Here is a 22,553-nt window from a genome sequence, read left to right as displayed (position 1 = left end):
GGCCGGTTCAGTAGGGCCGGGGGGCGGCGGGCGGAAGCGCGGGCACCCAGCCCTGGCCGGGCTGGGCGGGACGCTCGGGGGCGGGCGGGGACATCAGGGACTGGTACGGCCGCATGACGTACTCCAGTTCCCTGCGTACGCGCTCGGCCTCCCTGCGGGTCAGAGCGGGGACGTCGCCGCGTTCGGCGACGAGTCGGTCGTAGATGGGGGAATCCTGGAACACCCGTCAACGCGCCTTTCGTTCTCACGGCCCACGCGCGTGGGCACGGCTGCCGAGTCTAGGCGCCCCCACGCACCGACGTGCGAATTACGGTGTCGGCCTTGACGGTCCGGAGGCGCTCATGCGCCCGTGGTGGACCCCGGGCGGACGATCATCAGGACGGTCACGGTCGCCCACAGCAGGTTGAAGACACCGGTGAACATGGCGAGTTGAACGGTACCGCGGCGTTCGACGCTCCCCTGCCCGGTCAGTTCCTCGAGGAGTTCGCCCTGCCGGGGCAGCACGAAGGCGGCGAGGACGCCCGCGGCCGCCGCGGTCAGGGCCATCGACGCGGTCAGCCACGCGTCGCCGAGGACCCCCATCGCGGCCCCGGTGGCGACGCCCAGGACCGGGACGGCGATGCCGACAGCGGCGTAGGCGCGGCAGATGCGGTGCAGCAGACGGACCGTGCCGACCCCGCTGGCCTCCTCGTGGGCCCGGCGGACGGCGGGCGGGAACATGCTGGCCGCGACGGTCACCGGCCCGACGGCGACGATGGCGGCGAGGACGTGCAGGGCCAGCAGGAACTTGGTCATGGGGTGGGGTGTCCTTCTCCGGTGCGGTCGGCGGTGCCCGATCACCCTAGGAACCCGCGGGACGATCACACAGCGGCAGAAACGACAGCTTCCAACTGGTTTCCGCCAACCCCACCGACCGGATGTCCCCACGGTTGTCCCAGGTGTGCGGCCCTGGCGGGAATCCGCCTACTGTGGCGGGCATGCATTCCGTGGCGATCCTGGCTCTCGACGACGTGGTGCCCTTCGACATGGCGGCGCCCATGCAGGTGTTCGACTGGACGCACCTGCCCGACGGCCGCCCCGGTTACCGCGTCCGCCTGTGCGCAGAATCACCCGAAGTACGCGCGGACGGCGGCTTCTCCCTGCGCGTCGGACACGGACTCGACGCCCTCGTCGAGGCCGACACGGTCGTCGTGCCGGGCCGCTCCCCCGCGGCCGGACCGCCGTCCCCGCGCGTCCTGGCCGCTCTGCGGGACGCGGCGGCGGCCGGGACCCGGATCGCGTCCGTGTGCGCGGGCGCGTTCGTGCTGGCCGAGGCGGGCCTGCTGGACGGGCTGCGGGCCACCACCCACTGGGTGGCCGCGGACGAGCTCGCGCGGCGTTTCCCCGCCGTCGAGGTCCAGCCCGACGTGCTGTACGTGGACAACGGTCAGATCCTGACCTCGGCCGGCGCGGCCGCCGCCCTCGACATGTGTCTGCACATGATCCGCCGGGATTTGGGCTCGGCCGTCGCCGCGCACGCCGCCCGGATGTCGGTCATGCCGCTGGAGCGGGAGGGCGGACAGGCCCAGTTCATCGTGTACGACCATCCGCCGGTGCCGCGGGGTTCGACGCTGGAGCCGGTGCTGGAGTGGGTCGAGGACAACCTGGCCCACGAGATCACCCTCGGGGCGATGGCGGCGCGGTCGGGGATGAGCGAGCGCACCTTCAGCCGCCGGTTCCGTGAGCAGACGGGCAGTACGCCCTTGCAGTGGCTGCTGCGGGCCCGGGTGCGGCGCGCCCAGTACCTGCTGGAGAACACCGCGCACCCGGTCGAACGGATCGCGCGGCAGGCGGGGTTCGGCTCCCCGACAGCGTTCCGGGAGCGGTTCCGCCGGGTGGTCGGCACCACTCCGCAGTCCTACCGCGCGGCCTTCCATGCGAAGGACGCGGTCCCGGCGGCGGCACGGATCTGACCGCCCGCCGGGTCCGGCGTCATGGGCCAGCGCTCCCGGTCTGCGCGCTGCACTCCCGGGCTGGGCCCTGTGTTCGGTTCCCGGGCGCGGAGGCCCGGGTCCCTCAGACGGCCAGCGGCAGGCCGCTCTCCCCTTCGGGGTCCGTACGTCCCACGGTCGGCAGCAGGGCGTCCGCCCTGGCCACCGCCTCGGCGACGTCGGTGGTGCCCATCATCACGCACAGTGAATAGCTGACGTCGGCCAGCTCACGGGCCGTCGCCGGCCTCTCCCACTCCGCCTGCGCGATCCTCAGCGACGCGTAGCGGGTCAGCAGCGTTCTGACGGCCTTCGGGTCCGGCACGAGCACGAAGTGCCCCTCTCTCGATTTTTCGCTGCGTATGCCCGGTCTGGCCCGGACCAATCCCATCCGCCGCCGTCCGGCACGCAATTGGCGCAATACCGTGCGACCGCACCCGCTTCCCCGAGGGGTCGCAAACCGTTGGACAAGGGGCATCCCTCGCACCACGAACGGTATACGCCCATGAACCGCTCCGCAGGACTCCTCAGTGCCCTCTACCTCGCCACGACCACGGGCCTCGTCTGGACGGCGGCGCTGACGCTGCGCGACGGCCCGGTGTGGGCCGCGTGCCTGTTCGCGGCGGCGAGCCTGGTGCCGGTGATCGCCGTCGTGCGGGAGTGCGTCGTCTGCGACCAGCGGCAGGCTCTGGCCGAGATGCGAAGGAGCGCGGCCGCTCCCGGTGGCCCCGGCGCAGAGGCCGCAGACGCGATCGTCCGCGCCGAGCTGGGGGGCGCGTGCTGCGAGCGCTGGTGGACGAGCTGCGGTACTGACCACGACTCGACGTGCCCGCGCCGGGTGCCCCGGAGCAGCGCGGCGTGACATCCAGCGGCCGGCCGGCGGTTCGGACGAGCTCTCTGGCGTGCAGCGAGGTGTAGGCGCCGCCGCTCCTACTCGTCCAGAGCGCGGGCGAGTTCCGAGGTGGCGTGGGCGATCTCGGTGTCGTCGTCGGCCATCAGACTCTTGAGGGCGCCGCTCTTGGCCCGGACGGCCTGGCGGGCCTGCCGCTCCCAGACCACCGGGTTCTCACGGTGGTTGAGCAGCTTGGGGTAAACGGCCGCGGTGCTCTCCCACTGACGGGCCCCGGCGATGCTCCTGAGCAGCTGGATGATCTCGGCCCGGCAGGTCACCTGGGGCAGTTGGGCGAGCTCCCAGAGGAAGGGGACGGTGGCGGCGGTGGCCTGCTCGACGACGAAGCCGTACTGGCAGATGCGCCGGCGCAGATCGACGAGGGCGGCGCCGGCGGTCTCGGGATCGCCCCAGGCGACGCTGTTGAGGAGGAGCGGGATCGCCGCCGCGTTGCCGGTGGAGTCCTGGATCTCGCCCCAGGGGACCCGGCTCAGTGCCGTGAGGGGCGTGGTGCGCGCCACCCCGGCGGTGGGAGCGGGGCTGCTGGTGCGCTCGTGGCTCGGCTGGTCCGGAGCGGTGCGCATGGCGTGAGACCTTTCCGCGGCTGTCATGTCAGGGAGGAGGGGCGGTCGACAGCTTGGCCCAGACGGTCTTGCCGGCCGGGGGCCGCGAGGTCCAGCCCCACTCCTCCGCCAGGGCGTCGACGATGTACAGTCCCCGGCCGTGCTCCCGCAGGGCGCGGTCGTCGGTCGGCGTGTACGCGGGTGGTTCGTCCCCGGGGTCGGAGACGGTGACCAGCAGATGGCCGGGGCCCAGGGACAACCCCAGCCACACCTCGGCCGAACCGTCCACCGCGGGCCGGAGCACCGCGTGGGCCACGGCGTTGGCGGCGAGTTCGGTGATCACGAGGGTGGCGTCGTCGCTGCGGTGGCCCATCGACCAGCCGCCGAGAGTCTCGCGGGTGAACGCACGGGCCCGGGCGAACCCGTCCCCGCTGCACGCCACGAGCAACGCGGCGGAGACCAGGGGTCCGGCCGAGGGCGGGCGCCGGGCGCCGAGCGGATCCGGGCGTCGCAGGGACACACCGGCCGTGCCCGCATCACCCGCCCCCGGCACAGCCTCGCCCGGCGGCCGGAGTACATCTTTCGCAGGTGATGACACGGCATCTCCCTGATGCGACGTCAAGACGGGGCGCAACCGCAGGGGGTGACGCTGGAGCTATTATCCACGCTGAAGGCGCCCGCGTGCAATTGCACGAGAAATTGCGCGAAGGACGGGTGGGGCCACGGAGGTTGTGGATGTGCGCCCCCTCCCGGCCGGGCGGCCGGGCGACATGGCTCGGCGCCGAACGTGAACAGCAAGGAGACAGCAGTGCCACGAGTGCAGAACGGAGTGCGGGCGAGCTCGCTCGACGCCCGCTGGGTCAAGAGCCGTCACAGCAACGCCGAGGGCAACTGCGTCGAAGTGGCCTCACTGGTCGACGGTGGTGTCGCGGTGCGCAACTCCCGCTACCCCGACGGTCCCGCGCTGGTCTACACACCGGCCGAGGTCGCGGCGTTCGTCGCCGGCGCGAAGGACGGTGAGTTCGACCACCTGCTCTGAGGCGCGGGAGGGGCGTGCGAGAGGCATGGGGACACCGGTCTCAACTCCCGTACGCCGACCGGCTTCTACGGAATGATGCGGTACGGCCACGCTGCGTGCGATAGTGTGAGTCGTCTCTGTGCCGGTTTACTGGGAGTCAGGATGTCTGCCGCGTCCCACCGCATCTCCCGCCTGGAACCGTACCTGGACCGGTCCGAACCGGCTCCCACGCTGCTGAAGATGCTGGTCGGCGTCCAGTTGGCGGGTTTCCGGGAGGATGCCGGGCTTGCCCAGGACCAGGCGGCGCGAGCCCTCGGGTTCAGCCCCGCCAAGCTGTCCCGCATCGAGTCGGGCAAGGGCCGCAGGCCCCCGTCGGAGAGCGACGTCCGCGCCCTCCTGGAGCTGTACGGCACCGAGGACTACGAGTCCTCGGTGCTCCTCAAGCTGCTCCAGCGCGCCGGTGAGCCCGGCTGGTGGCAGCGCTACGACAAGCGGCTGATGCCGGAGTGGTTCGACCGGCTGGTGGGCCTCCAGGAGGCGGCCGCGGCCATTCGTACCTTCGAGATCCAGTACGTCCCCGGACTGCTCCAGACCCCTGACTACACCCGGGCGGTGGTGGAGCGCGGGCTGCCGACCGCACCCGCGAGCGAGGTGAACCGGCGCGTGGAACTGCGCACCCGGCGTGCCGAGTTGCTGCTGCGCCAGGACGCACCTCAGCTGTGGGCGGTCATCGACGAGTCCGTGCTGCTGCGGGTGCTGGGCAGCCGGGAGGTCATGCGGAACCAGCTCGCGCACCTCGTCGCGATGGCCCAGCGTCCCAACGTGACCTTGCAGATCATCCCGTTGGACGTGACCAACGCCTCCGCCCCGGCCATCCCGATCACCTATCTGCGTTTCGGCGGTCTCGATCTGCCGGACGTCGTCTATCTGGAGCACATCAAGAGCGCCAACTTCCTGGAGGACCGGGACGAGACGGAGGAGTACCGCCTCGCCCTGGACCGGCTGGCGGACGACGCGCTCGAACCCCGGGACTCGCTGGAGCGGTTGCGCGAGACGATGAACAGCCGTTACGGCGGCTGACGGCTCGAGGTCAGTGGTCGCGCCCGAACAGGGCGGTCCAGAGGAAGGGTTCACCGAAGCGGGGCGACTCGGGCGGTTCGTCATGCATGCGCCGCAGTTCGATCTCCGTGAGATCGCGGAAGATGCGGCGCAGGGAGTCCGCGCTGTAGGCGAGGCCGCCGTCGAGCCGGCCCTGCCGGTACAACTCCTCGTCGGACAGCTCCGATCCCATGGCGCCGTCGGCGAAACAGACGAGGCCGAAGCGACCGCCGGGTGCGAGGTGCCGCTCCAGCAGGGCTAGGTAGCTGACGCGTCGGTGCGGTGGCAGGTGGTGGAAGCAGCCGGAGTCGTAGATCAGGTCGTATTCGGCGCGGAGTTCGGTGCCCGCCAGGCGGAAGGCGTCGCCGCACAGGAAGCGGACCTCGCCGGGCACCTGGCGGGCGCGCTCGCGGGCCCAGTCGATCGCCGCGGGTGAGAGGTCCACGGCATCGACCTCGAAGCCGAGCGAGGCGAGATACACCGCGTTGCGACCGGGACCGCATCCCAGGTCGAGGGCACGGCCGGGGGTGACGAGACCGCGCTCGACGGACGACACCAGGTTCTCGTCTGGTGCGTCCGCGAAGAACGGCACCGGCCGGGAGCGGTCGGCGTAGAAGCCGTCCCACCAGGAACCGGCGTCCGCCGTCCAGCGGTCGGCCTGGGGAGGGAAGAGGGCGTCGAGGAGTTGGAGGACGTCCTCGGTGGTGCGGATGGTGCGGTCCATGTCCGTGGCGTCCCTTCCCGGACTTGCTTGGTGCGTGATCCAGGGCTGAACCACCGCACTCAGCGCGCTGTCGCCGACACACATGTGCCCCTGGCGCCGGGCCTTCGCGGGCGGGCCAAGGGCATCGGTGTGCGGTCAGACCAGGCGGCCGACTCCGCCGAACTCGATCCACTCGTGGGTGAGCTGGCGGGGGGCCACCTCGGAGTCGGGGCGCCAGGTGGAGACCTCCACGAGGCCCGGCTCCAGGATCTCCAGGCCCTCGAACCACTCGGCGACGTCCTTCGGCTCCCGCACCCGGCCCCAGTGCCCCTGGGTCGCCTTGTCCATGAAGTCCGTGACGAAGGCCCGCACTTCGGCGTCCTCGCTGACCAGCTGGCACATCACCATGAAGCTGCCCGGCGCGAGCCGCTCGCGCACCCGGCGGGCCAGGGCGGCCGGGCCGTCGGTGTCGCTGTCGGGGATGCAGTGCATGACCGAGTTGAACAGCACGGCCACCGGCTGCGAGAAGTCGATCAGCCTCTTGGTGTCCTCGTGGTCGAAGATCGCCTCGGTCTCCCGCATGTCCGCGTGGATGACCGCGGTCCGCTCGTCCTGCTCCAGCAGGGCCCGGCCGTGCACCAGGACCATCGGGTCGTTGTCGACGTAGACGACGTGCGAGTCGGGGTCGATGCGCTGGGCGACCTGGTGGACGTTGTCCTGCGTGGGCAGGCCGGATCCGTGATCGAGGAACTGGCGGATGCCGTGCTCCGCGGCGAGGGTCTTCACCACTCGCTGGAGGAACCGCCGGTTGTTCACGGCCAGCCTGCGGGTGCTGGGGACGACCTTGTCGAGTTCCTCGCAGGCGGCGCGGTCGGCCGCGTAGTTGTCCTTGCCGCCCAGATAGTGGTCGTACATGCGCGCGGCCGTGGGCACGGATGCGTCGATCGAGGTGGACAGCTTCTTACCGGTGCTCATCTTTCCCCCAGCTATTGCCGCCAACTGGCCTGGCAGGGCAGGGAGTCCATCCTAGAGACACCACGATCGCCGGTGCCAGTCCGCACACGGTCAAAAGCCACCGACCAGCGACGTGGCGGACCTGTGGGACGGCACCGGCGAGAGCACGTGGGGATGTCAGGCGGCGTCCAGCTCGGCGAGTTCGTCCGCGCCGAGCACCAGGTCGGTGGCGGCGAGGGAGTCGCGGATGGTCTCCGGGCGGCTCGAGCCCGGGATCGGCACGACGACCGGGGACTTGGCGAGCATCCAGGCCAGGCAGACGCGCTGCGGACTCACCCCGTACTTCTCGGCGATCCGCGCGAACGGGGCGTGCGCCGAGCCCAGTTCGCCCGCGCGCGAGATACCGCCGAGCGGGCTCCAGGGCAGGAAGGCGATGTCGAGCTCGTCGCACAGGCTCAGCTCGGGCTCGCTGGAGCGGAAGGCCGGGGAGAACTGGTTCTGCACGGAGACCAGTCGGCCGCCGAGGACCTCGTTGGCCAGCCGGATCTGTTCCGGGTTCGCGTTGGAGATGCCCGCCATGAGGATCTTGCCCTCGTCGAGGAGGTCGCGCACGGCGCCGACGGACTCCTCGTAGGGGACGCGGGGGTCGGGGCGGTGGAACTGGTACAGCCCGATCGCCTCGACACCCAGCCTGGTCAGGGACGCCTCGCAGGCCTCCTTGAGGTGCCGGGGGCTGCCGTCGAGGGTCCAGCTGCCGTCACCGGGGCGCAGGTGGCCGCCCTTGGTGGCGACGAGGACGTCACCGCCCCGCTCGTGGGAGGCGAGCGCCTTGGCGATCAGGGTCTCGTTGTGGCCGACCTCGTCGGCGTCGCGGTGGTAGGCGTCGGCGGTGTCGATGAGGGTCACGCCCGCGTCGAGCGCGGCGTGCACGGTGGCGATGGAGCGTTCCTCGTCCGGCCGCCCCTCGATGGACATGGGCATTGCGCCCAGGCCGATCGAGCTGACGTCGACATCACCGATGCGGCGGGTGTGCATGGCTTTTGACCTCTTTCGGCTGTCCAGCGGAACCGAGCTCGCTCCGGCGGGCGGACGAGCTCCTTCCAGAGTGGCCGCCTTCCGACTCGAGGGTCCAATAGAAGAATGAGAACGGATTCAGCGACCGGAGAACTGAATGGCGGCGCTTGCGCGGCGGCCACCCGTTTGTGACACGCTCACCTCGACCGCCCGGTGACAGCGTGGCCGGTCGTGGTGGGAATCGGCTGTGGTGAGAGAGGCGGCGGCATGCGTATCGGACTGCTCGGAACCGGTCCCTGGGCCCGGATGGCCCATGCCCCCGCGCTCAGTGCGCACCCGGACCTGGACTTCGCCGGGGTGTGGGGCCGCCGTCCGGACGCCGCCAAGGAGGTGGCCGACGAGCACGGCACACGCGTGTACGACGACGTCGACGCGCTCCTGGCCGACGTGGACGCGGTCGCCGTAGCCCTGCCGCCGGCCGTGCAGGCCGGTCTCGCGGCGCGGGCCGCGCGGGCGGGGCGTCATCTGCTGCTGAACAAGCCGCTCGCCACGACGGTCGAGCAGGGGCGGGCGGTGGTCGAGGCCGTCCGGGAGACCGGGGTCGCCTCGGTGGTGTTCTTCACCTCGCGCTTCCTGACCGAGACCGAGGCGTGGATCGCCGAACAGGCTTCGGTGGACGGCTGGTTCACGGGTCGGGCCGAGTGGCTCGGGTCGGTGTTCACCGGCGAGAGCCCGTTCTCGGACTCGCCGTGGCGACAGGCCAAGGGTGCCCTGTGGGACGTGGGCCCGCACGCCCTCTCGGTGCTGCTGCCGATCCTGGGCGAGGTCCGCGAGGTGGCCGCGGCCGCGCACGGCCCCGGGGACACGGTCCACGTGGTGCTGCGGCACGCCTCCGGCGCGTCGAGCACCCTGACCCTGAGCCTCACGGCTCCGCCCGCGGCGGCGGGAGCGGGCGTGGAGCTGCGGGGCGCGGGCGGAGTGGCCCGGCTCCCGGAGTCGTCCGAGGGCGCCGTACCGGCCCTCGTCCGGGCCACCGACGCCCTCCTCGCCGCCACCCGCACCGGCCGGCCCCACCCGTGCGACGCCGCCTTCGCCCTGCGCGTCACGGAGATCCTGACGGAGGCGGAGGCATTGCTGGAGCGGTAGCGGCAGGACGGAGCCCTGGCGCCCATGGACGGGTACGTTGCCCGGGCGCCCACGTACGGGTACGTCGGCGCCTGGTCACGATCCGTCGTGCGGTGTCGCGAACGGCTCGTCGTTCCACCGGAACCATGCCCGCTCCCCCTCGATGTGCAGCAGGAACTCGGGGACCGGACCGTGCGGGGCGATCAGGGAGACGCGTCTCGCTATCCGGTCGTAGGTCTCCTCCCACTCCTCCCGCCGCTCTTCGTCGTCGAGGTCCATCAGGGCGAGTTCGCGGGCGAACAGCTCGCGTACGGAGTCGAACCCCGGGCCGGCGGTGAAACGGCCCGAGAGCCAGGGGAAGTCGACGTCGTCGATCAGGATCTCCCCGACCTCGCCCCCGGCGCCGTCCTCTCCGCTGCGCACCCGCCAGACCTCGCCGTCGAATCCCATGCCCGCCGCCTCGCTGCACCGACGATCACCGCTGCGGCCAGCATCGCATCGGGCACTGACACCGGCCCGGGGACAGGGAGGCTCAGGTGAAGATCAATCCGCTTTCCCGGGAACGAAGTTCAACCGTTCCCGCACCACCGGATAACCCGCCTTGGTGAAGTTGGCGGCCATCGGGAAGTTGCCCTGGTCCGTCGCGGCGGAGACGAAGTCCGCGCCCCGCTCGGCCAGGTAGTGGGTGCACTCGGCGAGGAGGTCGTAGGCGTAGCCGTGACCCCGGTGCTCCGGGACGACCCCGATGAAGCCGACGCAGGGTCCCGAGGGGTTGTGGGCCGGGATGTGGATGCCGGCCGTGTCGCCCTCGGGGGTGTACGCGATCTGCCACCACTCCCGGGGCGAGGGGCACCAGTGGAAGAAGTCGAGTTCCTCCTGGGCGGCCCGGTCGAGTCCGCCCTCCTCGATGGCCTTGAGGGCGTGCGCGTCGAGGGTGGCGGAGTGGATGCGGCGCAGGAGGTCGAAGAAGACGGCGTCGTCCGGTTCGGGGCGGAACTCGAGGCGTCCGGGGCGCTCGGGCAGCCCGCACTCCGGTGTCCAGCGGTACAGGAAGCGCTCGACCATCAGCTCCTGCCCGGCCTTCCGCGCGGCGCTGAAGCAGGTCTCGGCGGCCGCCCGCTGCGTCGGGTGCTCGCGCCAGCCCGCGGGCAGGTTCATCTCCAGCTCGACCTGCCAGGGTGCGGAGCGCAGGAGTTCGGCGCCGGCCTCCTCCTCCCCTTCGGCCACGTCGAACCAGTTGATGTTGAGGGGCGCGGTGGCGTCGGGGCCGCCCCACCAGGCACCGCGCGCCACGACCCGGCCGTCGCGCAGGGCCACGCGCTTCCAGTCGGGCCGGTGGCGGGTGAGCCGGTGGGACTCGCGGGCGCCGAGCGGGTCGGGCAGGGCGTCGAACAGGTGGGCGTCGCGCTCGTCGAGCGCGCGGATGACCAGATCGGTCATGTGTGGGTTCCTCCGGGATGCGTACTGCGTGGGCGCTCCCGGTCAGACGAGGCACGCCGGGACGACGGAGAGGGAGCGCTGGACGGTCGTGACCTGCATGGCACTCGCCTCCTTCCGCTGGTCTCGTGGCGTGGCGGCTCACGCTACGGGATACGCGGAGCGGCGTCCACCGGCTTTCGCGTTCAACTGCGTTGCCGGTAAGGCGACTTAACCGGTCATTGCGCTGGCTGACACAGTGCGGTGGATCGCCGCCGCTTGCCGTGAGTCTGAGAGAGCGTTTGCGTGGTCGTGGGGACGCCGCCGTGGAGGTGTCTGAGCAGAGGGGAGCGCTTGGAGCCGCTGCTTCCTCCTTCCTCAGCACGAACGGCACTTTCGGGACCGAGGCCGCGAACCGCTGCCGGGCCAGGCCGGGCCGGGAGGTGCTGCGCGGGACCTTCTACGTGCTGCACACGAACCTTCAGTGGGAGTACAGCCCAGGAAGGGGGCTTGAGCCCGGGCATACTGCTAGGTGCGACCGGGCGTGCCGGACCTAGCCTTCCGCGGAATCAGTCAAAGCTTTGTGCAACGGCAGCGCACTCATGCGCCAGCGGCGATGGCACGCTGCAACAGAGTCCCCGGTAATTCGACAGCCCCACGGTATGCCTGATCACTCAGGCGTTCGCTGTCTCTCATCAGCCAGCCCAAGCGGCGAGGCTCGACATATGCGCGAGAGGCGAGAGCCGCAGCGGCTTACCTCACTCAATTCCCGTAGGCATCCATGGACGCTGCGCATGAAGCTTCAGCGTTGACGACCGATGGGCTTGACTCGGCCTCCCGCTACGCGACCCAATGGAGCCTGATACATGGCCAACGAACTAGGGGGGCGGCCATGGCAGAGCTGACCAATTCGCGTCGCACGATTCTTAAAGCGACACACACCCCGATCCTGCTGGCCGATCCGGAACGTGAAGTTCTGCGCGGGCCGATGAAGCGTTCGCTGGTGTTGCACATGGCCCAGGACCGGGCCGTTGACGGCGCACTCGACCGGTTGGCAGTGCACTCTCCGCACGCGGATGCAATACGGCAAATCGTGGAATCGGCGGGTGGTGATCCCGGGGCCGAGCTGGCCGCAGTCGCCACAGTACCCGCCGGTGTGCTTCTCGATATCGCGGAGGAAATCGGCGCCGACAGGGCCCAGGTATCGGCATTCCGGGCATCCCTCGCCGTGGAGCCGATCGGCTATCTCCATTTGGAGAAGCTGGCGTTCACACCAGTTGGCGTGGAGCGCGGCGAGCTGGTCTACTCCGTGCCGCTGGCCCCCGCCGAGCAAGTGAACATCACTTTCCGTGAGTGGTCGAACACGAGCCAGGAGTTCGAGCGTCTGGAGACCGACACGCTCGACGAGTTCAGCGAAGAAGGCGTCTCGGAGAAGAGCGAACTCCAGCAATCGACGGAAAACCAATACCAGCACACGACCGAGTTGAGCGCGAGCGTCAATATCTCGGGCACGTATGGTGGTGTTTCGTTCGCGGCCGCCGGGTCGGCCAGCGCCACTGATTCGGCCAGCCGCTCGGAGGAGTTCACCCGCTCCCAGTCCAGGACCGTCACGAAGAAGGCGTCTCGCAGGGCCGTTCAGGAACACAAGCTCAGCTTCCGGGTGGCCTCGGCGTCCGGCACGGAGAACGAGAGCGTCAAGCGGTTCAAGAATCCCCACCGCGACAAGCCGATGCGAATCGACTACTACCGCATGATGCGCAAATGGTCCGTGGACCTGCTCCGCTACGGCATCAGACTCACGTACGACCTGGTCATTCCCGAGCCTGGATCGGAACTCTTGGATCGCATCATCGAGATCAGGTCCATTGAGGCGGCGCTGAGGGCGGGCTTCGGTGCTGACGACGGACCGGAGTGGGCCCGCTTTCCCCTGAAACCGGATGAACTCACCCGGGCCGATTACCCGGACAAGGCCGCTTCGTACGGTGCGGTGGTCGAGTCACCCCCAACGGAGACCAAATCGGTCAACGCCGCAGACTCCAGGACGTTCAGCTCCTTCGACGAGAGCCAGCGCGGCGGCGCGTACGCGGTCGTTCTGGACGTAGACACGCTGTACACGGTCACCGGAGTCATGGCGACATCGAAGGGGTTCGAATGGCCGAAATATCTGTCTGATTTCGAACGTGACAAGACAGTCGTCGACAACGGCTATGCCGAGCCTTTCACCCTGGGCCGGTCAGGATCAGTCGCAGTGCCGTACTCGGTGCGCTACGCGGCCAGCTACTCGGTCACCGTCACCTTGACGCTCACGCTCAAGGACGAGGCCTTCCGCGCCTGGCAGAACAAGGCGTGGTCGACGATCAGGGACGCCGCCGAGCGTCGCTACTACGAACAGCGCACCGCTCTGCAGCAGCGCCTTGCCGAGCTGACCGAGCAACTGGCGGCAAACGACACCCTCACGCTCCGGCGCATGGAGCGCGAGGAGATGATGAAGCACGTCCTGCGCTGGCTCGTCGGCCCGCCCTTCAGCACCTACGCGGACACTGAGGACTACTACTCCGGCACCGGTGCCGTGACGGATGACGCGACCTGGCGCGACGGTCTAGCCCGAGGAGCGACGATCCGGTTCCTGCAAGAGGCCGTCGAGTGGGAGAACCTGCTCTACATCGTCTATCCGTACTTCTGGTCGAACCTCAAGGGCGCGAATTTCCGTAAGTTCCTCGACCACCCTGACCCCCTGCACCGTGCATTCCTGCGCTCCGGCGCGGCACGCGTCGTAATGACGATCCGCCCAGGCTTCGTGGAATCCTTCCTCGCCTTCGTGGCCGGCACTCCGGTGCCGCCCGCGCCGTACGTGGCCATCGCCCAGGAGCTGGAGGCGTTTGCGAACACCAACTACCCCGGGATCCAGCCGGCCAACGCCGTCGAGGACACGCGCCCCCTATTGCTGCCGAAGCAGAAGGCTGCCTGGGCCGACATTCAGCTCCTCACCCTGCTCTTAGGCGATTACGAAAAGCAGAACGGCAGTTATCCCACCACCAGCGATGGTCTCCAGGCCATGGCCGCCGTGGCGAAGGCGCGGAATGTCACGCTGCCCCTGAAGGACCCGTGGGGGACGCCGTACGAGTACGTCAGTCCGGGGGTGCACGGCGACTACGACCTGTCCTCGCTCGGCGCCAACCGCAAACCGGGCGGCGAGGGGGCGGACAGTGATCTCACCAGCTGGGCGGAGGGCGCGTTGATCGGGCAGTGGTACGAGTACACGCCCACCAGCGCCATCGACATCACGATCGATGCACCCCCGGGACCGTGAGATGAACACCAAGGGACACCGTGGTGTCGGTGAGCAGGGCGCGCTCCCACTCCTCGAACGGACCTTCAAGGACTGGGCCGACGGGGAGGCGCAGGGCCTGGAAGCGGTGCTTCTCGGCAACTGGCTGACTGACCTCTCCCAGGTCATCGACCCCGTCGCGTACGCGGCTCTGGCTTCCAAAGCCCAGTCCTTGGTCGAGGACTTCATCCGGCTGATCACCGCGACGACCCTGTACCGATCAGGGACGAATTGGTACCGGACTTGGACCGGCGACCGAGAGGACCGCCTGGTCCGGGCAGTACGCGAGAAGGTCTACGGCGCCCTCGGCGTGCTCCTCGGCGCCGACCCAGCCACTCGGTCGGTGCTCCGAGACGTCTCCACCGACGCCGTGTTCGTGAAGGGCTATCTTTCCTTCGGTGTGGCAGAGAGGGAGAGCGAGCCGGACCGGTTCTCCGTCGAACAGTACGAAGCGATCTTCAAGGCCGTCTTCCGTCAGTACTTCCCTCACGAGCACTGCGACCGCCCACGCGTCCCCATGTCCCCTGACACGTACGAGACCTCACTGGACCGAGGCCCCCGCGCGGGGCAGCAGCGGTACCGCACTCCGGACCTCTACCGCTATCTGCGTGACGACATCGAAGTCCTCGCAGCCGGTTTCGCCGAGCTCGAGACCGACTGGGCGCGGCCTGTGGGCCGCGGCGAGCTCGCAGTGGACGGCTCGGACCCGGCTTTCGCTGTCGGACTGGCCCGCATGGGCTATCTCTTGCACGCGGTCGAGGACTTCTACGCGCACTCCAACTTCGTCGAACTGCACGCCCTGGCGAGCGGAGCGAAGTATCTGCCTAAGCAGTTCGAGACTCGTGACGCCGGGATCTTCGCGCGACGGCTGAAGCGGTGGGTTCCAGGGGCGCGGGACGGCGCCGCCCTGCCGACCGAGGACTTCGTGGTCACCGGCTATTTCGACACCCAGGACACCGTGGTCTCCCTCCTCCACGTTTTTGAGGAAGTCCTCGGCATCGGCTGGAAGGACCCGCGGCGCCAAGTCGGGGATTTCTTCCGGACCGTAGAGTCCACGGATCTCAGCCGGGTGGAGCAGGAGTACTACGATTGGCTGCAGTCGGTACTCGAGATCTTCCGTGATCCCGTGCAGGCGGCGGAGAACGAGGACAACCGTGTCGTCGAGGTGCTGAAGGACAAGTTCGGGGACAACCTCGAAACGCTCGCCAAGCCTGCCATGCGTCAGTCCGTACTCGCCGAGACGCTGGCGAGAACGACCTACTTGAAATTGCTCCCGGCGGAAGTCCTGTCGCGGCTGTCACGGTTTGTCCTCGCTGTGTCGAAGACGATCGCCGTGGGAAAGCTCGCGATGTCCGTGTACGAGGCTATCGACACCGTCGCCAAGTTGCTCGCGAATCCGATCGGCGTCCTCATCGACGCGGCGAAGGACGCGGGTCTGGGGTTCGCCCAGGAATCCGCCCTGTATCTGGCGAAGGACCTGTTCCTGTACGAGCGGCTGTTGCAGGGCTCGGACCATCGGGTCGGCTCGCACTCGCTTCTTGCCAAGGACACCGGGTCCGAGTGGCTCTACGGCTATCAGCGGGCCTGCGCGACAGCGGCCCATTACATCATCGTCGACACCATGCTGCGCCGTCTCCGCCCGGCCCCACCGCTCGACGACCAGTACGTGGACTGGTTGGCGCTCCTAGAAACGCTGATGTGCAACCCACTGGTACGGAGCACGGGACGGACCGAGTTCGCGACTGCGGACGCGGTCGAGCTGAACGTGTGGCCGCCGTCTCAAGTGGTCCCAGCCATGAGGGACTTGGCCGCCAGGCGAGGCGTCCAGGAGGTCGACGGGGTGCCCGGCTGGATGCGGGTGGCGGCCTCGACGTTCACCGTGGCCGATTTGACGCCGGAGCAGGCCGGGCGGTTGGCCCGCGCGGCGGTTCGCAAGCCGGCTGGCGTGACCTCGAGTAAGGGCATGATCAGCCTGATCGTGCCCGATCAATCGGTCAGCGTCGACTCACGGCCGAGTCGCTCGGCTCCCACTGCCGGCGAGTGGCCAGAGGCCGTCTTCGACAGGGAGCGGTCCTACGCGGGCAAGGGCTGGGAAGTGGTCCGGGGCTACACATCCGCCTCGCAAGACCAGAGCGTTGCGCCGAAGACTTTCGTCGATGTGGCATTCATGGACGAGTCCCGGACACGGCAGCAGATTCTGCGTGGACATGACCTGCGCCGGCGCCTGGAACAGGCGTACCACGTGCTGGTGATACCGCCGTTCAAACCGTGACACAGGGCTGGGGCTGAGCAACCGTCCGACGGTACAAGCCGACTTGCCCGGGGAGAACCATGCTGTGATCGTATGGCGTGATTCCGCCCTTGTAATCGGCCTGTCCGGCAGCGGTGAGTCCAGGCTGGCGCGAAGCTGAAGTTCAGGGTCGTCAGGGACGGCAACGGCAACCCGGCCCTCCAGTACTCGGCGGGCTGGGTGACTTCGGACCCCAACTACCCGGTGCTGCACGACTGCGCCGAGTTCACGTGGCCGACAGGCGGGTCATCGCGGCGGGCCACGGCCTGGACGCCGGCCTGTTCCCCGCGGACCACTTCGCGCCCTCCATCGACGAGGTCTGGAGCACGTACACCGGCAGGGACCTGAAGGTCACGACGGACGCGGGTACCTTCACCGGCCGGGTGCGCGGCGAACGGTTCGTGTTCAGCGGGCCCGCGCAGGTCTCCTTCGCCCGCCCCTCGACCCGGGACGTACTGTTCTGCGACGCCGCGCTCGCCGCCCCCAACGACGGCACCACGGGGCCGGTCGCCGCCGTGCTCGGCGCCGGGTTCAACCGGTCGACGCCGGTGAGCGCCGCCGCCCAGCCCACCACCGACCCCGCGTCCTGCTACCGGACCGCGCGCACCAACCACTACGCCAGGGCCATGCACGCGGCCACCCAGGACGGCAAGGCGTACGGCTTCGCCTTCGACGACGTGGCCGACTTCGCCTCCTGCGTCCAGGACACCGCACCGACCGGGATACGGCTGACACTGACGCCCTTCCAGGGGTCCGCGAAGCCGGTTCGGGGTGCGGCGCCCGGCGTGGCGTAGCAGCGTAGAGGTGTGAGCGGAGTGCGCGGCCGGTCGGCACACCGCGACCGGGACGACGGGCGGACCTGGCTGCGCGGCGGCGCGCCGCCGCCCCGCTGGGTGCGGGTGCTGCCCGCCGCCCTGCTGGCCGGGGTGTGCGTGTCGACCCTCGTGAGCCCGGATCCCCTGGACATCGGGTTCCTGCTCGGTGCCATCCCGCCGCTGGCCGTGCTGTCGTACGGCCCGGCGGCGACCGCGGTGCTCGGCGTGCTGGTCCTGGCCGTGCTGAACATCCCGGCGTTCCGGCTGAACGATCCGGGTGCCGAGGACGCCCTGACCGTGGGCTTCGTCGCCGCTCTGAGCGTGGTCGTGTCCTACGTCCGCAGTAGGCGTGACGCGCAGCTGGTGACCGAGCGCGCGGTCGCCGAGGCCGCCCAGCGGGCCGTCGTGCCGCCGTTGCCGGAGCGGGTGGGCGGCGTGCGGTGCGCGGGACTGTACGTGGCCGCGCAGCAGGGGACGCTGGTGGGCGGCGACTTCTTCGACGTCCGGGAGGGTCCCTGCGGGGTGCGTGCGGTCATGGGTGACGTGCAGGGACACGGGCTGTCGGCCGTCGCGACCGTCGCCTCCCTGCTGGGGGCCTTCCGGGAGGCGGTCCTCGACCGGCCGGATCCCGAGTCCGTGGCGGCGCGGCTGGACCGCAGGCTGACGGTGGACTCCGCGGCCGTACGGCACTCGGAGCTGTTCGCGACGGCGGTGGTGCTGGAGTTCGGCGGTGGCGCGAGGGCGGTACGGATCGTGGCGTGCGGGCAGCCCGGCCCTGTGCTGCTGCGGGACGGGCGGGCCGTGGAACTGGACGCCCCGGTGGGGACCCCGCTCGGTCTCGGCCTGTCCGACGGGGCGCCGGCCGGGCTCACGGTCCCGCTGAAGCCGGGGGACCGCCTCTTCCTGGCCTCGGACGGCGTCTGGGAGGCGCGGGACTCCGCCGGGGCCTTCTATCCGTTGCTCGACCGGCTGGTCGAGCTCTCGGCCGACGGCCCGGACGGCCCGGTGCCGCTGCCGGTGCTCGCCGAGCGGGTGTGGACCGACCTCGTGCGCTACGCCCCGGAGCTCGACGACGACGTCACGATGCTCGTTCTCGCGCCCGGCCCTGCCGATCCCCGCTGACTGCCCCGTCCGTCTCGTGCTCCCCCTCGGCGTCGATGTGCGGGAGGATCCGGTCCAGCCACCGGGGTGTCCACCAGGCGTGCCGGCCCAGCAGGGTCATGACGGCCGGGACCATGAGCAGCCGTACGACGGTCGCGTCGATCAGCACGCTCACGGCGAGGCCCAGTCCGAGCATCTTGACCACGATGTTGTCGCTCACGATGAACGCGGCGAAGACGCTCACCATGATCAGCGCGGCGCAGGTGATGACCCGCGCGGTGATCTCCAGGGCGTGGGCGACGGAGGCCTTGGCGTCACCGGTGCGCAGCCAGGCCTCGTGGACGCGGGAGAGCAGGAAGATCTCGTAGTCCATGCTCAGTCCGAAGATGATCGCGAACATCATCATCGGCACATAGCTCTCGATGGGCACCTTCCCGGAGACCCCGAGCGCGGGACCGCCCCAGCCCCACTGGAAGACGGCGACGACGACGCCGTAGGAGGCGGCGATCGACAGGACGTTGAGGACGGCCGCCTTCACGGCGACGAGCAGCCCGCGGAACACCGCGAGGATGACGAGGAAGGCGAGGGCGACGACCACGCCGATGATCAGCGGCAGGCGGCCGGCGACGATGTCCCGGAAGTCGACCTGTGCGGCCGTGGTGCCGGTGACATAGCCCTTGGCGTCGGTGCCGGAGACCGCGGCGGGCAGGGTGGTGTCGACCAGGCGGTTGGTGAGGTCGGTGGTGGTGGCGCTCTGCGGGGACTCCTTGGAGTACACGGTGGCGAGCAGGACGTCCCCGTCCTGGGTGGGGTTCAGCTGGGTGACCGTGGCGGCGCCGGGCACGGCGTTCAGGGTCTTCTGCGCCTGCGTGGACAGGTTCGAGCGCTGTGAGGACGGTACGGAGGTCTGGTCGATCACCACGGTGAGCGGGCCGTTGGAGCCCGGTCCGAAGGCGTCGGTCATCAGGTCGTAGGCGCGACGGTCGGTGAAGGAGGTCGGGTCGGCGCCGTCGCCGATGTGGCCCAGCTGGATGGAGAACAAAGGGATGGCGAGGATCGCGACGGTCGTCACGCCCGCGGCCAGGTACTGCCACGGCCGCCGCTCGACCCGCTGGGCGTAGCGGTGCCACGTTCCGTGCGGTGTCTCGCCCTCGGGGGCGTCCGTCTCGGCGACCGGGCGGCGCACGTGGTAGCGGTCGATGCGGGTGCCGATCAGCCCCAGCAGGGCCGGGACCAGGGTCAGGGCTCCCAGGACCGCGGAGACGACGGTCACCGCCGCGGCCACGCCGAGCTTCCCGATGAATCCCACCCCGGACGCGGACAGCCCGGCCAGGGCGATGATCACCGTGCAGCCGGACACGAGGACGGCCCGTCCGCTGGTGGCGGTGGCCCGGCCCGCCGCGTGCACCGGATCCTTGCCGTCCATGAGGCTCTGCCGGTGGCGGGTGATCTGGAAGAGCGCGTAGTCGATGCCGACGCCCAGGCCGATCATCGTGGCCAGGGTGGGCGAGACGGTCGCGAAGGTGAACGCCGCCGCGAGCAGGCCTAGGCAGGCGAGTCCGCCGATCACGCTGATCAAGGCGGTCACCAGGGGGATGCCGGCGGCGATCACGCTGCCGAAGCCGATGAGCAGGACGACGATGGCCACGGCGAACCCGATCAGCTCGCTGATCTTGTCGTTGGCGGCGGGCCGGGCGAGCTCCCCGAGCGGCCCGCCGTACTCGACGTCGGCCCCGGCCGACCGCAGGGGTTGTACGGCACTGTCCACGCCGTGCAGGTAGCCGTCGCCCAGGGTCGAGGGCTGGACGTCGAAGCGGACGGTGATGTAACCCGTCTTCCCGTCCGAGGAGACCGGTCCGACCTTGGAGGCCGGCACGGAGAGCGGGTTCTGAGCCGACAGGACGTGCGGCAGCTTCTGGAGGTCGCCGACGGTCGTGGACATCTGCGAGCCGAGCGAGGTGAGCGCCTTGTCACCGTCGTGCAGGACGATCTGGCTGCTGTAGCCGCCGGCCACCGGGTCGTGCTTCTTCAGGACGTCGAGGCCCTCCTGCGACTGGACGCCGGGCAGGGAGAAGTTGTCGGAGTAGTCCCCGCCGAAGGAACGGTTCAGGGCCTGGAGGGCGACCAGGGCCACCAGCCAGGCCACCACGACGATCACGAAGTGCCGGGCGCACCACTCCCCGAGTCTGCGCAGCACGCCCTTCGGTGCCTGGGCCTGCTTCTCCGTGCTCGTCCGGCTGGTGGTGGACATGGCGTCGTCTTCCCTGCCGTCCCCGAGTGCTCAGTACCCCCATTACACGCCTGTCGTATCACCGGGGCATCCCGAAGGCGCGTCGCCCCGGCGGCTCCGGATGCAGGGTCGGCCCGGGCGTTGAATGGTGATATCGGACCCGTTGACCTCACCGGGGCCGCACCGCTTTCCGGATCCGAGGAGCCGAGATCATGCCGACGTCACAGCCCGACGCGTCCGGGTCCTTCGAGGACCGCGCCACTCCGGACGCCCTGCTCCACGCCCGTACCGGCACCGAGGTGTCGCCGGAGGACCTCGTCCTGGCCTCGGGCAAGGACATCACCCCGCACAACCTGGAATGGGCCCGGCGCAAGCTGGCGGCGGAGGGCCCGGCGGCGCTGGACAAGCTGCTGCCGTAGCGGTGGCCGTCGGACCTGGCTGTCGTGCGGCAGCCGGGTCCGGGCGTCGCCGTACAGCCACGACTCGCCTTCCAGGCACAGCACTTGGACCCGCCGGACGGGGATGCCGGCCGAACCCGCCGCCGTTCCAGGGCCGGTTGGTCGCTCGCTCTTTCGGAAGGGGCCCTACGGCTGCCAGACTTGCGAGGGTGCCCGACTTCGACATGCTCGTCATCGGATCCGGTCCGGGTGGCCAGAAGGCCGCCATCGCCGCGGCCAAGCTGGGCCGCCGGGTCGCCGTCGTCGACCGCCCCGACATGGTCGGCGGGGTCTCCATCCACACCGGCACCATCCCCTCCAAGACACTGCGCGAGGCGGTGCTGTACCTGACCGGTCTCACCCAGCGCGACCTGTACGGACAGAGCTACCGGCTGAAGGAGGACATCACCGTCGCCGACCTGACCGCGCGCACCCAGCACGTGGTCGGCCGCGAGGTCGACGTGATCCGCAGTCAGCTCTCCCGCAACCACGTCTCCCTCTACGGCGGCACCGGTCGCTTCGTCGACGCCCACACCGTCGCCCTGCGCGAGGTCACCGGCCAGGAACGGCTGCTCAGCGCCGAGCACATCGTGATCGCCACCGGCACCCGGCCCGCCCGGCCCGACAGCGTCGAGTTCGACGGCCGGACCATCATGGACTCGGACAACGTGCTGAACCTGGAACGGGTTCCGCGGTCCATGGTCATCGTGGGGGCCGGTGTCATCGGCATGGAGTACGCGTCGATGTTCGCCGCGCTCGGCAGCAAGATCACGGTGGTCGAGAAGCGCGCCGGAATGCTCGACATGTGCGACGTCGAGGTGATCGAGTCGCTCAAGTACCACCTGCGGGACCTCGCGGTGACGTTCCGCTTCGGCGAGACCGTGGCCGCGGTCGAACGCCATCCCCGCGGCACGCTGACCGTGCTGGAGAGCGGCAAGAAGATCCCGGCCGACGCGGTGATGTACTCGGCCGGCCGGCAGGGGCTCACCGACGGCCTCGACCTCGGCAAGGCGGGCCTGTCGGCGGACCCCCGCGGGCGGATCGCCGTGGACGAGCACTACCGCACCGAGGTGCCGCACATCTACGCCGTCGGCGACGTGATCGGCTTCCCGGCGCTGGCGGCCACCTCGATGGAGCAGGGGCGCGCCGCGGCCTACCACGCCTGCGGCGAGCCGGTCGGGCAGATGCACAACCTCCAGCCGATCGGCATCTACACCATCCCGGAGATCAGCTTCGTGGGCCGGACGGAGGATCAGCTCACCGAGGACCGGGTGCCGTTCGAGGTCGGCATCTCCCGGTACCGGGAACTGGCCCGCGGGCAGATCGTCGGCGACTCGCACGGCATGCTGAAGCTGCTGGTCTCCGCCGAGGACCGCTCCCTGCTCGGCGTGCACTGCTTCGGCTCCGGCGCCACCGAACTGATCCACATCGGCCAGACCGTGATGGGCTGCGGCGGCACCGTCGACTACCTGGTCGACGCGGTGTTCAACTACCCGACGCTCGCCGAGTCGTACAAGGTCGCCGCCCTGGACGCCACGAACAAGCTCCGCCAGATCGACCGGATCGGGGACTGAAGCTCCTCCGGGCCGTGCCTCAGGAGCTCCT

The 22,553-nt window shown here is 69.9% G+C and carries 21 protein-coding genes and 1 pseudogene; 11 read left to right on the top strand and 11 right to left on the bottom strand.

Going from position 1 to position 22,553, the window contains the following annotated elements:
• Positions 1-7 precede the first annotated feature (7 nt).
• Together IF54_RS0127410 and IF54_RS0127405 are read right to left on the bottom strand one after the other, a co-directional pair.
• Positions 8-223, bottom strand: coding sequence for a hypothetical protein (locus IF54_RS0127410; protein ID WP_020134689.1), 216 nt, complete (start codon positions 221-223; stop codon positions 8-10).
• A 116-nt stretch (positions 224-339) separates the two neighbouring features.
• A complete protein-coding gene (locus IF54_RS0127405; protein WP_030323359.1) occupies positions 340-795 on the bottom strand; it encodes a hypothetical protein in 456 nt (151 codons plus the stop codon).
• A 182-nt stretch (positions 796-977) separates the two neighbouring features.
• Between IF54_RS0127405 and IF54_RS0127400 the strand changes: the two genes are divergently transcribed.
• Positions 978-1,952, top strand: coding sequence for a GlxA family transcriptional regulator (locus tag IF54_RS0127400; RefSeq protein WP_037820662.1), 975 nt, complete (start codon positions 978-980; stop codon positions 1,950-1,952).
• A 103-nt stretch (positions 1,953-2,055) separates the two neighbouring features.
• Here the strand turns inward: IF54_RS0127400 and IF54_RS0127395 are convergent, their stop codons facing one another.
• Entirely contained in the window at positions 2,056-2,298 is a 243-nt protein-coding gene (locus IF54_RS0127395; RefSeq protein ID WP_030323357.1) for a DUF5133 domain-containing protein, read from the bottom strand.
• A gap of 174 nt (positions 2,299-2,472) precedes the next feature.
• Here IF54_RS0127395 and IF54_RS0127390 point away from each other — a divergent pair, with 174 nt between their 5' ends.
• Positions 2,473-2,829 (top strand): hypothetical protein, encoded by a 357-nt coding sequence (locus IF54_RS0127390; protein ID WP_030323356.1) that lies wholly within the window; start codon positions 2,473-2,475, stop codon positions 2,827-2,829.
• Between the two features lie 68 nt (positions 2,830-2,897).
• On the opposite strand, the gene IF54_RS0127385 is transcribed toward IF54_RS0127390, so the two are convergent.
• Together IF54_RS0127385 and IF54_RS0127380 are read right to left on the bottom strand one after the other, a co-directional pair.
• Positions 2,898-3,440, bottom strand: a complete 543-nt coding sequence (locus IF54_RS0127385) for a hypothetical protein (protein WP_030323354.1) — start codon at positions 3,438-3,440, stop codon at positions 2,898-2,900.
• Between the two features lie 28 nt (positions 3,441-3,468).
• Positions 3,469-3,939 (bottom strand): ATP-binding protein, encoded by a 471-nt coding sequence (locus IF54_RS0127380; RefSeq protein WP_107047898.1) that lies wholly within the window; start codon positions 3,937-3,939, stop codon positions 3,469-3,471.
• Positions 3,940-4,227: 288 nt separating this feature from the next.
• Here IF54_RS0127380 and IF54_RS0127375 point away from each other — a divergent pair, with 288 nt between their 5' ends.
• Both IF54_RS0127375 and IF54_RS0127370 read left to right on the top strand, forming a co-directional pair.
• Positions 4,228-4,458, top strand: a complete 231-nt coding sequence (locus IF54_RS0127375; protein WP_028809148.1) for a DUF397 domain-containing protein — start codon at positions 4,228-4,230, stop codon at positions 4,456-4,458.
• 141 nt (positions 4,459-4,599) lie between these two features.
• Complete coding sequence (locus IF54_RS0127370; RefSeq protein ID WP_030323352.1) at positions 4,600-5,517, top strand: helix-turn-helix domain-containing protein; 918 nt, start codon at positions 4,600-4,602, stop codon at positions 5,515-5,517.
• A gap of 10 nt (positions 5,518-5,527) precedes the next feature.
• Here IF54_RS0127370 and IF54_RS0127365 read toward each other — a convergent pair whose 3' ends face one another.
• The 3 genes from IF54_RS0127365 to IF54_RS0127355 form a co-directional block, all read right to left on the bottom strand.
• Positions 5,528-6,259 carry a class I SAM-dependent methyltransferase gene (locus IF54_RS0127365; RefSeq protein WP_030323350.1) on the bottom strand — a complete coding sequence of 244 codons (732 nt, stop codon included), beginning with the start codon at positions 6,257-6,259 and terminating at the stop codon, positions 5,528-5,530.
• Positions 6,260-6,394: 135 nt separating this feature from the next.
• On the bottom strand, positions 6,395-7,213 hold the full coding sequence (locus IF54_RS0127360; protein WP_030323348.1) for an SAM-dependent methyltransferase: 819 nt from the start codon (positions 7,211-7,213) through the stop codon (positions 6,395-6,397).
• 156 nt (positions 7,214-7,369) lie between these two features.
• Entirely contained in the window at positions 7,370-8,227 is an 858-nt protein-coding gene (locus IF54_RS0127355; RefSeq protein WP_030323346.1) for an aldo/keto reductase, read from the bottom strand.
• A gap of 246 nt (positions 8,228-8,473) precedes the next feature.
• Here IF54_RS0127355 and IF54_RS0127350 point away from each other — a divergent pair, with 246 nt between their 5' ends.
• Entirely contained in the window at positions 8,474-9,352 is an 879-nt protein-coding gene (locus IF54_RS0127350; RefSeq protein WP_030323343.1) for a Gfo/Idh/MocA family protein, read from the top strand.
• Between the two features lie 75 nt (positions 9,353-9,427).
• Here the strand turns inward: IF54_RS0127350 and IF54_RS0127345 are convergent, their stop codons facing one another.
• Complete coding sequence (locus tag IF54_RS0127345; protein ID WP_030323341.1) at positions 9,428-9,781, bottom strand: hypothetical protein; 354 nt, start codon at positions 9,779-9,781, stop codon at positions 9,428-9,430.
• 93 nt (positions 9,782-9,874) lie between these two features.
• Entirely contained in the window at positions 9,875-10,771 is an 897-nt protein-coding gene (locus tag IF54_RS0127340) for a GNAT family N-acetyltransferase (protein WP_030323336.1), read from the bottom strand.
• 868 nt (positions 10,772-11,639) lie between these two features.
• On the opposite strand from IF54_RS0127340, the gene IF54_RS42780 reads away from it, so the two are divergent.
• The 4 genes and pseudogenes from IF54_RS42780 to IF54_RS0127320 all read left to right on the top strand — a co-directional run bounded on the left by IF54_RS42780 (position 11,640) and on the right by IF54_RS0127320 (position 18,302).
• On the top strand, positions 11,640-14,057 hold the full coding sequence (locus IF54_RS42780; RefSeq protein WP_159002214.1) for a type II secretion system protein GspG: 2,418 nt from the start codon (positions 11,640-11,642) through the stop codon (positions 14,055-14,057).
• Position 14,058: 1 nt separating this feature from the next.
• Positions 14,059-16,347, top strand: coding sequence for a hypothetical protein (locus tag IF54_RS0127330; RefSeq protein ID WP_159002212.1), 2,289 nt, complete (start codon positions 14,059-14,061; stop codon positions 16,345-16,347).
• A 117-nt stretch (positions 16,348-16,464) separates the two neighbouring features.
• Positions 16,465-17,159: pseudogene (locus IF54_RS39815) on the top strand (beta-1,3-glucanase family protein); the annotation flags it as partial.
• Between the two features lie 21 nt (positions 17,160-17,180).
• Positions 17,181-18,302: a PP2C family protein-serine/threonine phosphatase gene (locus tag IF54_RS0127320; RefSeq protein WP_030323332.1), complete on the top strand. Its 1,122-nt coding sequence runs from the start codon at positions 17,181-17,183 to the stop codon at positions 18,300-18,302.
• Here the strand turns inward: IF54_RS0127320 and IF54_RS0127315 are convergent.
• Positions 18,259-20,532, bottom strand: a complete 2,274-nt coding sequence (locus IF54_RS0127315) for an MMPL family transporter (RefSeq protein ID WP_030323330.1) — start codon at positions 20,530-20,532, stop codon at positions 18,259-18,261. The two genes, IF54_RS0127320 and IF54_RS0127315, sit on opposite strands and share 44 nt — an antisense overlap.
• Positions 20,533-20,723: 191 nt before the next feature.
• Here IF54_RS0127315 and IF54_RS0127310 point away from each other — a divergent pair, with 191 nt between their 5' ends.
• Both IF54_RS0127310 and sthA read left to right on the top strand, forming a co-directional pair.
• The gene (locus IF54_RS0127310; RefSeq protein WP_020134704.1) at positions 20,724-20,930 is read left to right on the top strand and encodes a hypothetical protein; all 207 of its coding nucleotides are present in this window, start codon (positions 20,724-20,726) and stop codon (positions 20,928-20,930) included.
• Positions 20,931-21,118: 188 nt separating this feature from the next.
• Positions 21,119-22,522: a Si-specific NAD(P)(+) transhydrogenase gene (gene sthA / locus IF54_RS0127305; protein WP_030323328.1), complete on the top strand. Its 1,404-nt coding sequence runs from the start codon at positions 21,119-21,121 to the stop codon at positions 22,520-22,522.
• Positions 22,523-22,553: the final 31 nt, after the last annotated feature.

It is taken from the genome of Streptomyces sp. NRRL B-3229 (assembly GCF_000719505.1).
GTDB classification, from domain to species: domain Bacteria; phylum Actinomycetota; class Actinomycetes; order Streptomycetales; family Streptomycetaceae; genus Streptomyces; species Streptomyces griseorubiginosus.
Note: the sequence above shows the minus strand (reverse complement) of the source record. Positions and strands in the feature narration are given on the sequence as shown.

What these genes read in the sequence shown, in the direction of transcription:
- IF54_RS0127405 (WP_030323359.1), bottom strand. Translation starts at nt 795, where the DNA reads ATGACCAAGTTCCTGCTGGCCCTGCACGTCCTCGCCGCCATCGTCGCC.
- IF54_RS0127400 (WP_037820662.1), top strand. Translation starts at nt 978, where the DNA reads ATGCATTCCGTGGCGATCCTGGCTCTCGACGACGTGGTGCCCTTCGAC.
- IF54_RS0127390 (WP_030323356.1), top strand. Translation starts at nt 2,473, where the DNA reads ATGAACCGCTCCGCAGGACTCCTCAGTGCCCTCTACCTCGCCACGACC.
- IF54_RS0127385 (WP_030323354.1), bottom strand. Translation starts at nt 3,440, where the DNA reads ATGCGCACCGCTCCGGACCAGCCGAGCCACGAGCGCACCAGCAGCCCC.
- IF54_RS0127370 (WP_030323352.1), top strand. Translation starts at nt 4,600, where the DNA reads ATGTCTGCCGCGTCCCACCGCATCTCCCGCCTGGAACCGTACCTGGAC.
- IF54_RS0127365 (WP_030323350.1), bottom strand. Translation starts at nt 6,259, where the DNA reads ATGGACCGCACCATCCGCACCACCGAGGACGTCCTCCAACTCCTCGAC.
- IF54_RS0127360 (WP_030323348.1), bottom strand. Translation starts at nt 7,213, where the DNA reads ATGAGCACCGGTAAGAAGCTGTCCACCTCGATCGACGCATCCGTGCCC.
- IF54_RS0127355 (WP_030323346.1), bottom strand. Translation starts at nt 8,227, where the DNA reads ATGCACACCCGCCGCATCGGTGATGTCGACGTCAGCTCGATCGGCCTG.
- IF54_RS0127350 (WP_030323343.1), top strand. Translation starts at nt 8,474, where the DNA reads ATGCGTATCGGACTGCTCGGAACCGGTCCCTGGGCCCGGATGGCCCAT.
- IF54_RS0127345 (WP_030323341.1), bottom strand. Translation starts at nt 9,781, where the DNA reads ATGGGATTCGACGGCGAGGTCTGGCGGGTGCGCAGCGGAGAGGACGGC.
- IF54_RS0127340 (WP_030323336.1), bottom strand. Translation starts at nt 10,771, where the DNA reads ATGACCGATCTGGTCATCCGCGCGCTCGACGAGCGCGACGCCCACCTG.
- IF54_RS42780 (WP_159002214.1), top strand. Translation starts at nt 11,640, where the DNA reads ATGGCAGAGCTGACCAATTCGCGTCGCACGATTCTTAAAGCGACACAC.
- IF54_RS0127330 (WP_159002212.1), top strand. Translation starts at nt 14,059, where the DNA reads ATGAACACCAAGGGACACCGTGGTGTCGGTGAGCAGGGCGCGCTCCCA.
- IF54_RS0127315 (WP_030323330.1), bottom strand. Translation starts at nt 20,532, where the DNA reads ATGTCCACCACCAGCCGGACGAGCACGGAGAAGCAGGCCCAGGCACCG.
- IF54_RS0127310 (WP_020134704.1), top strand. Translation starts at nt 20,724, where the DNA reads ATGCCGACGTCACAGCCCGACGCGTCCGGGTCCTTCGAGGACCGCGCC.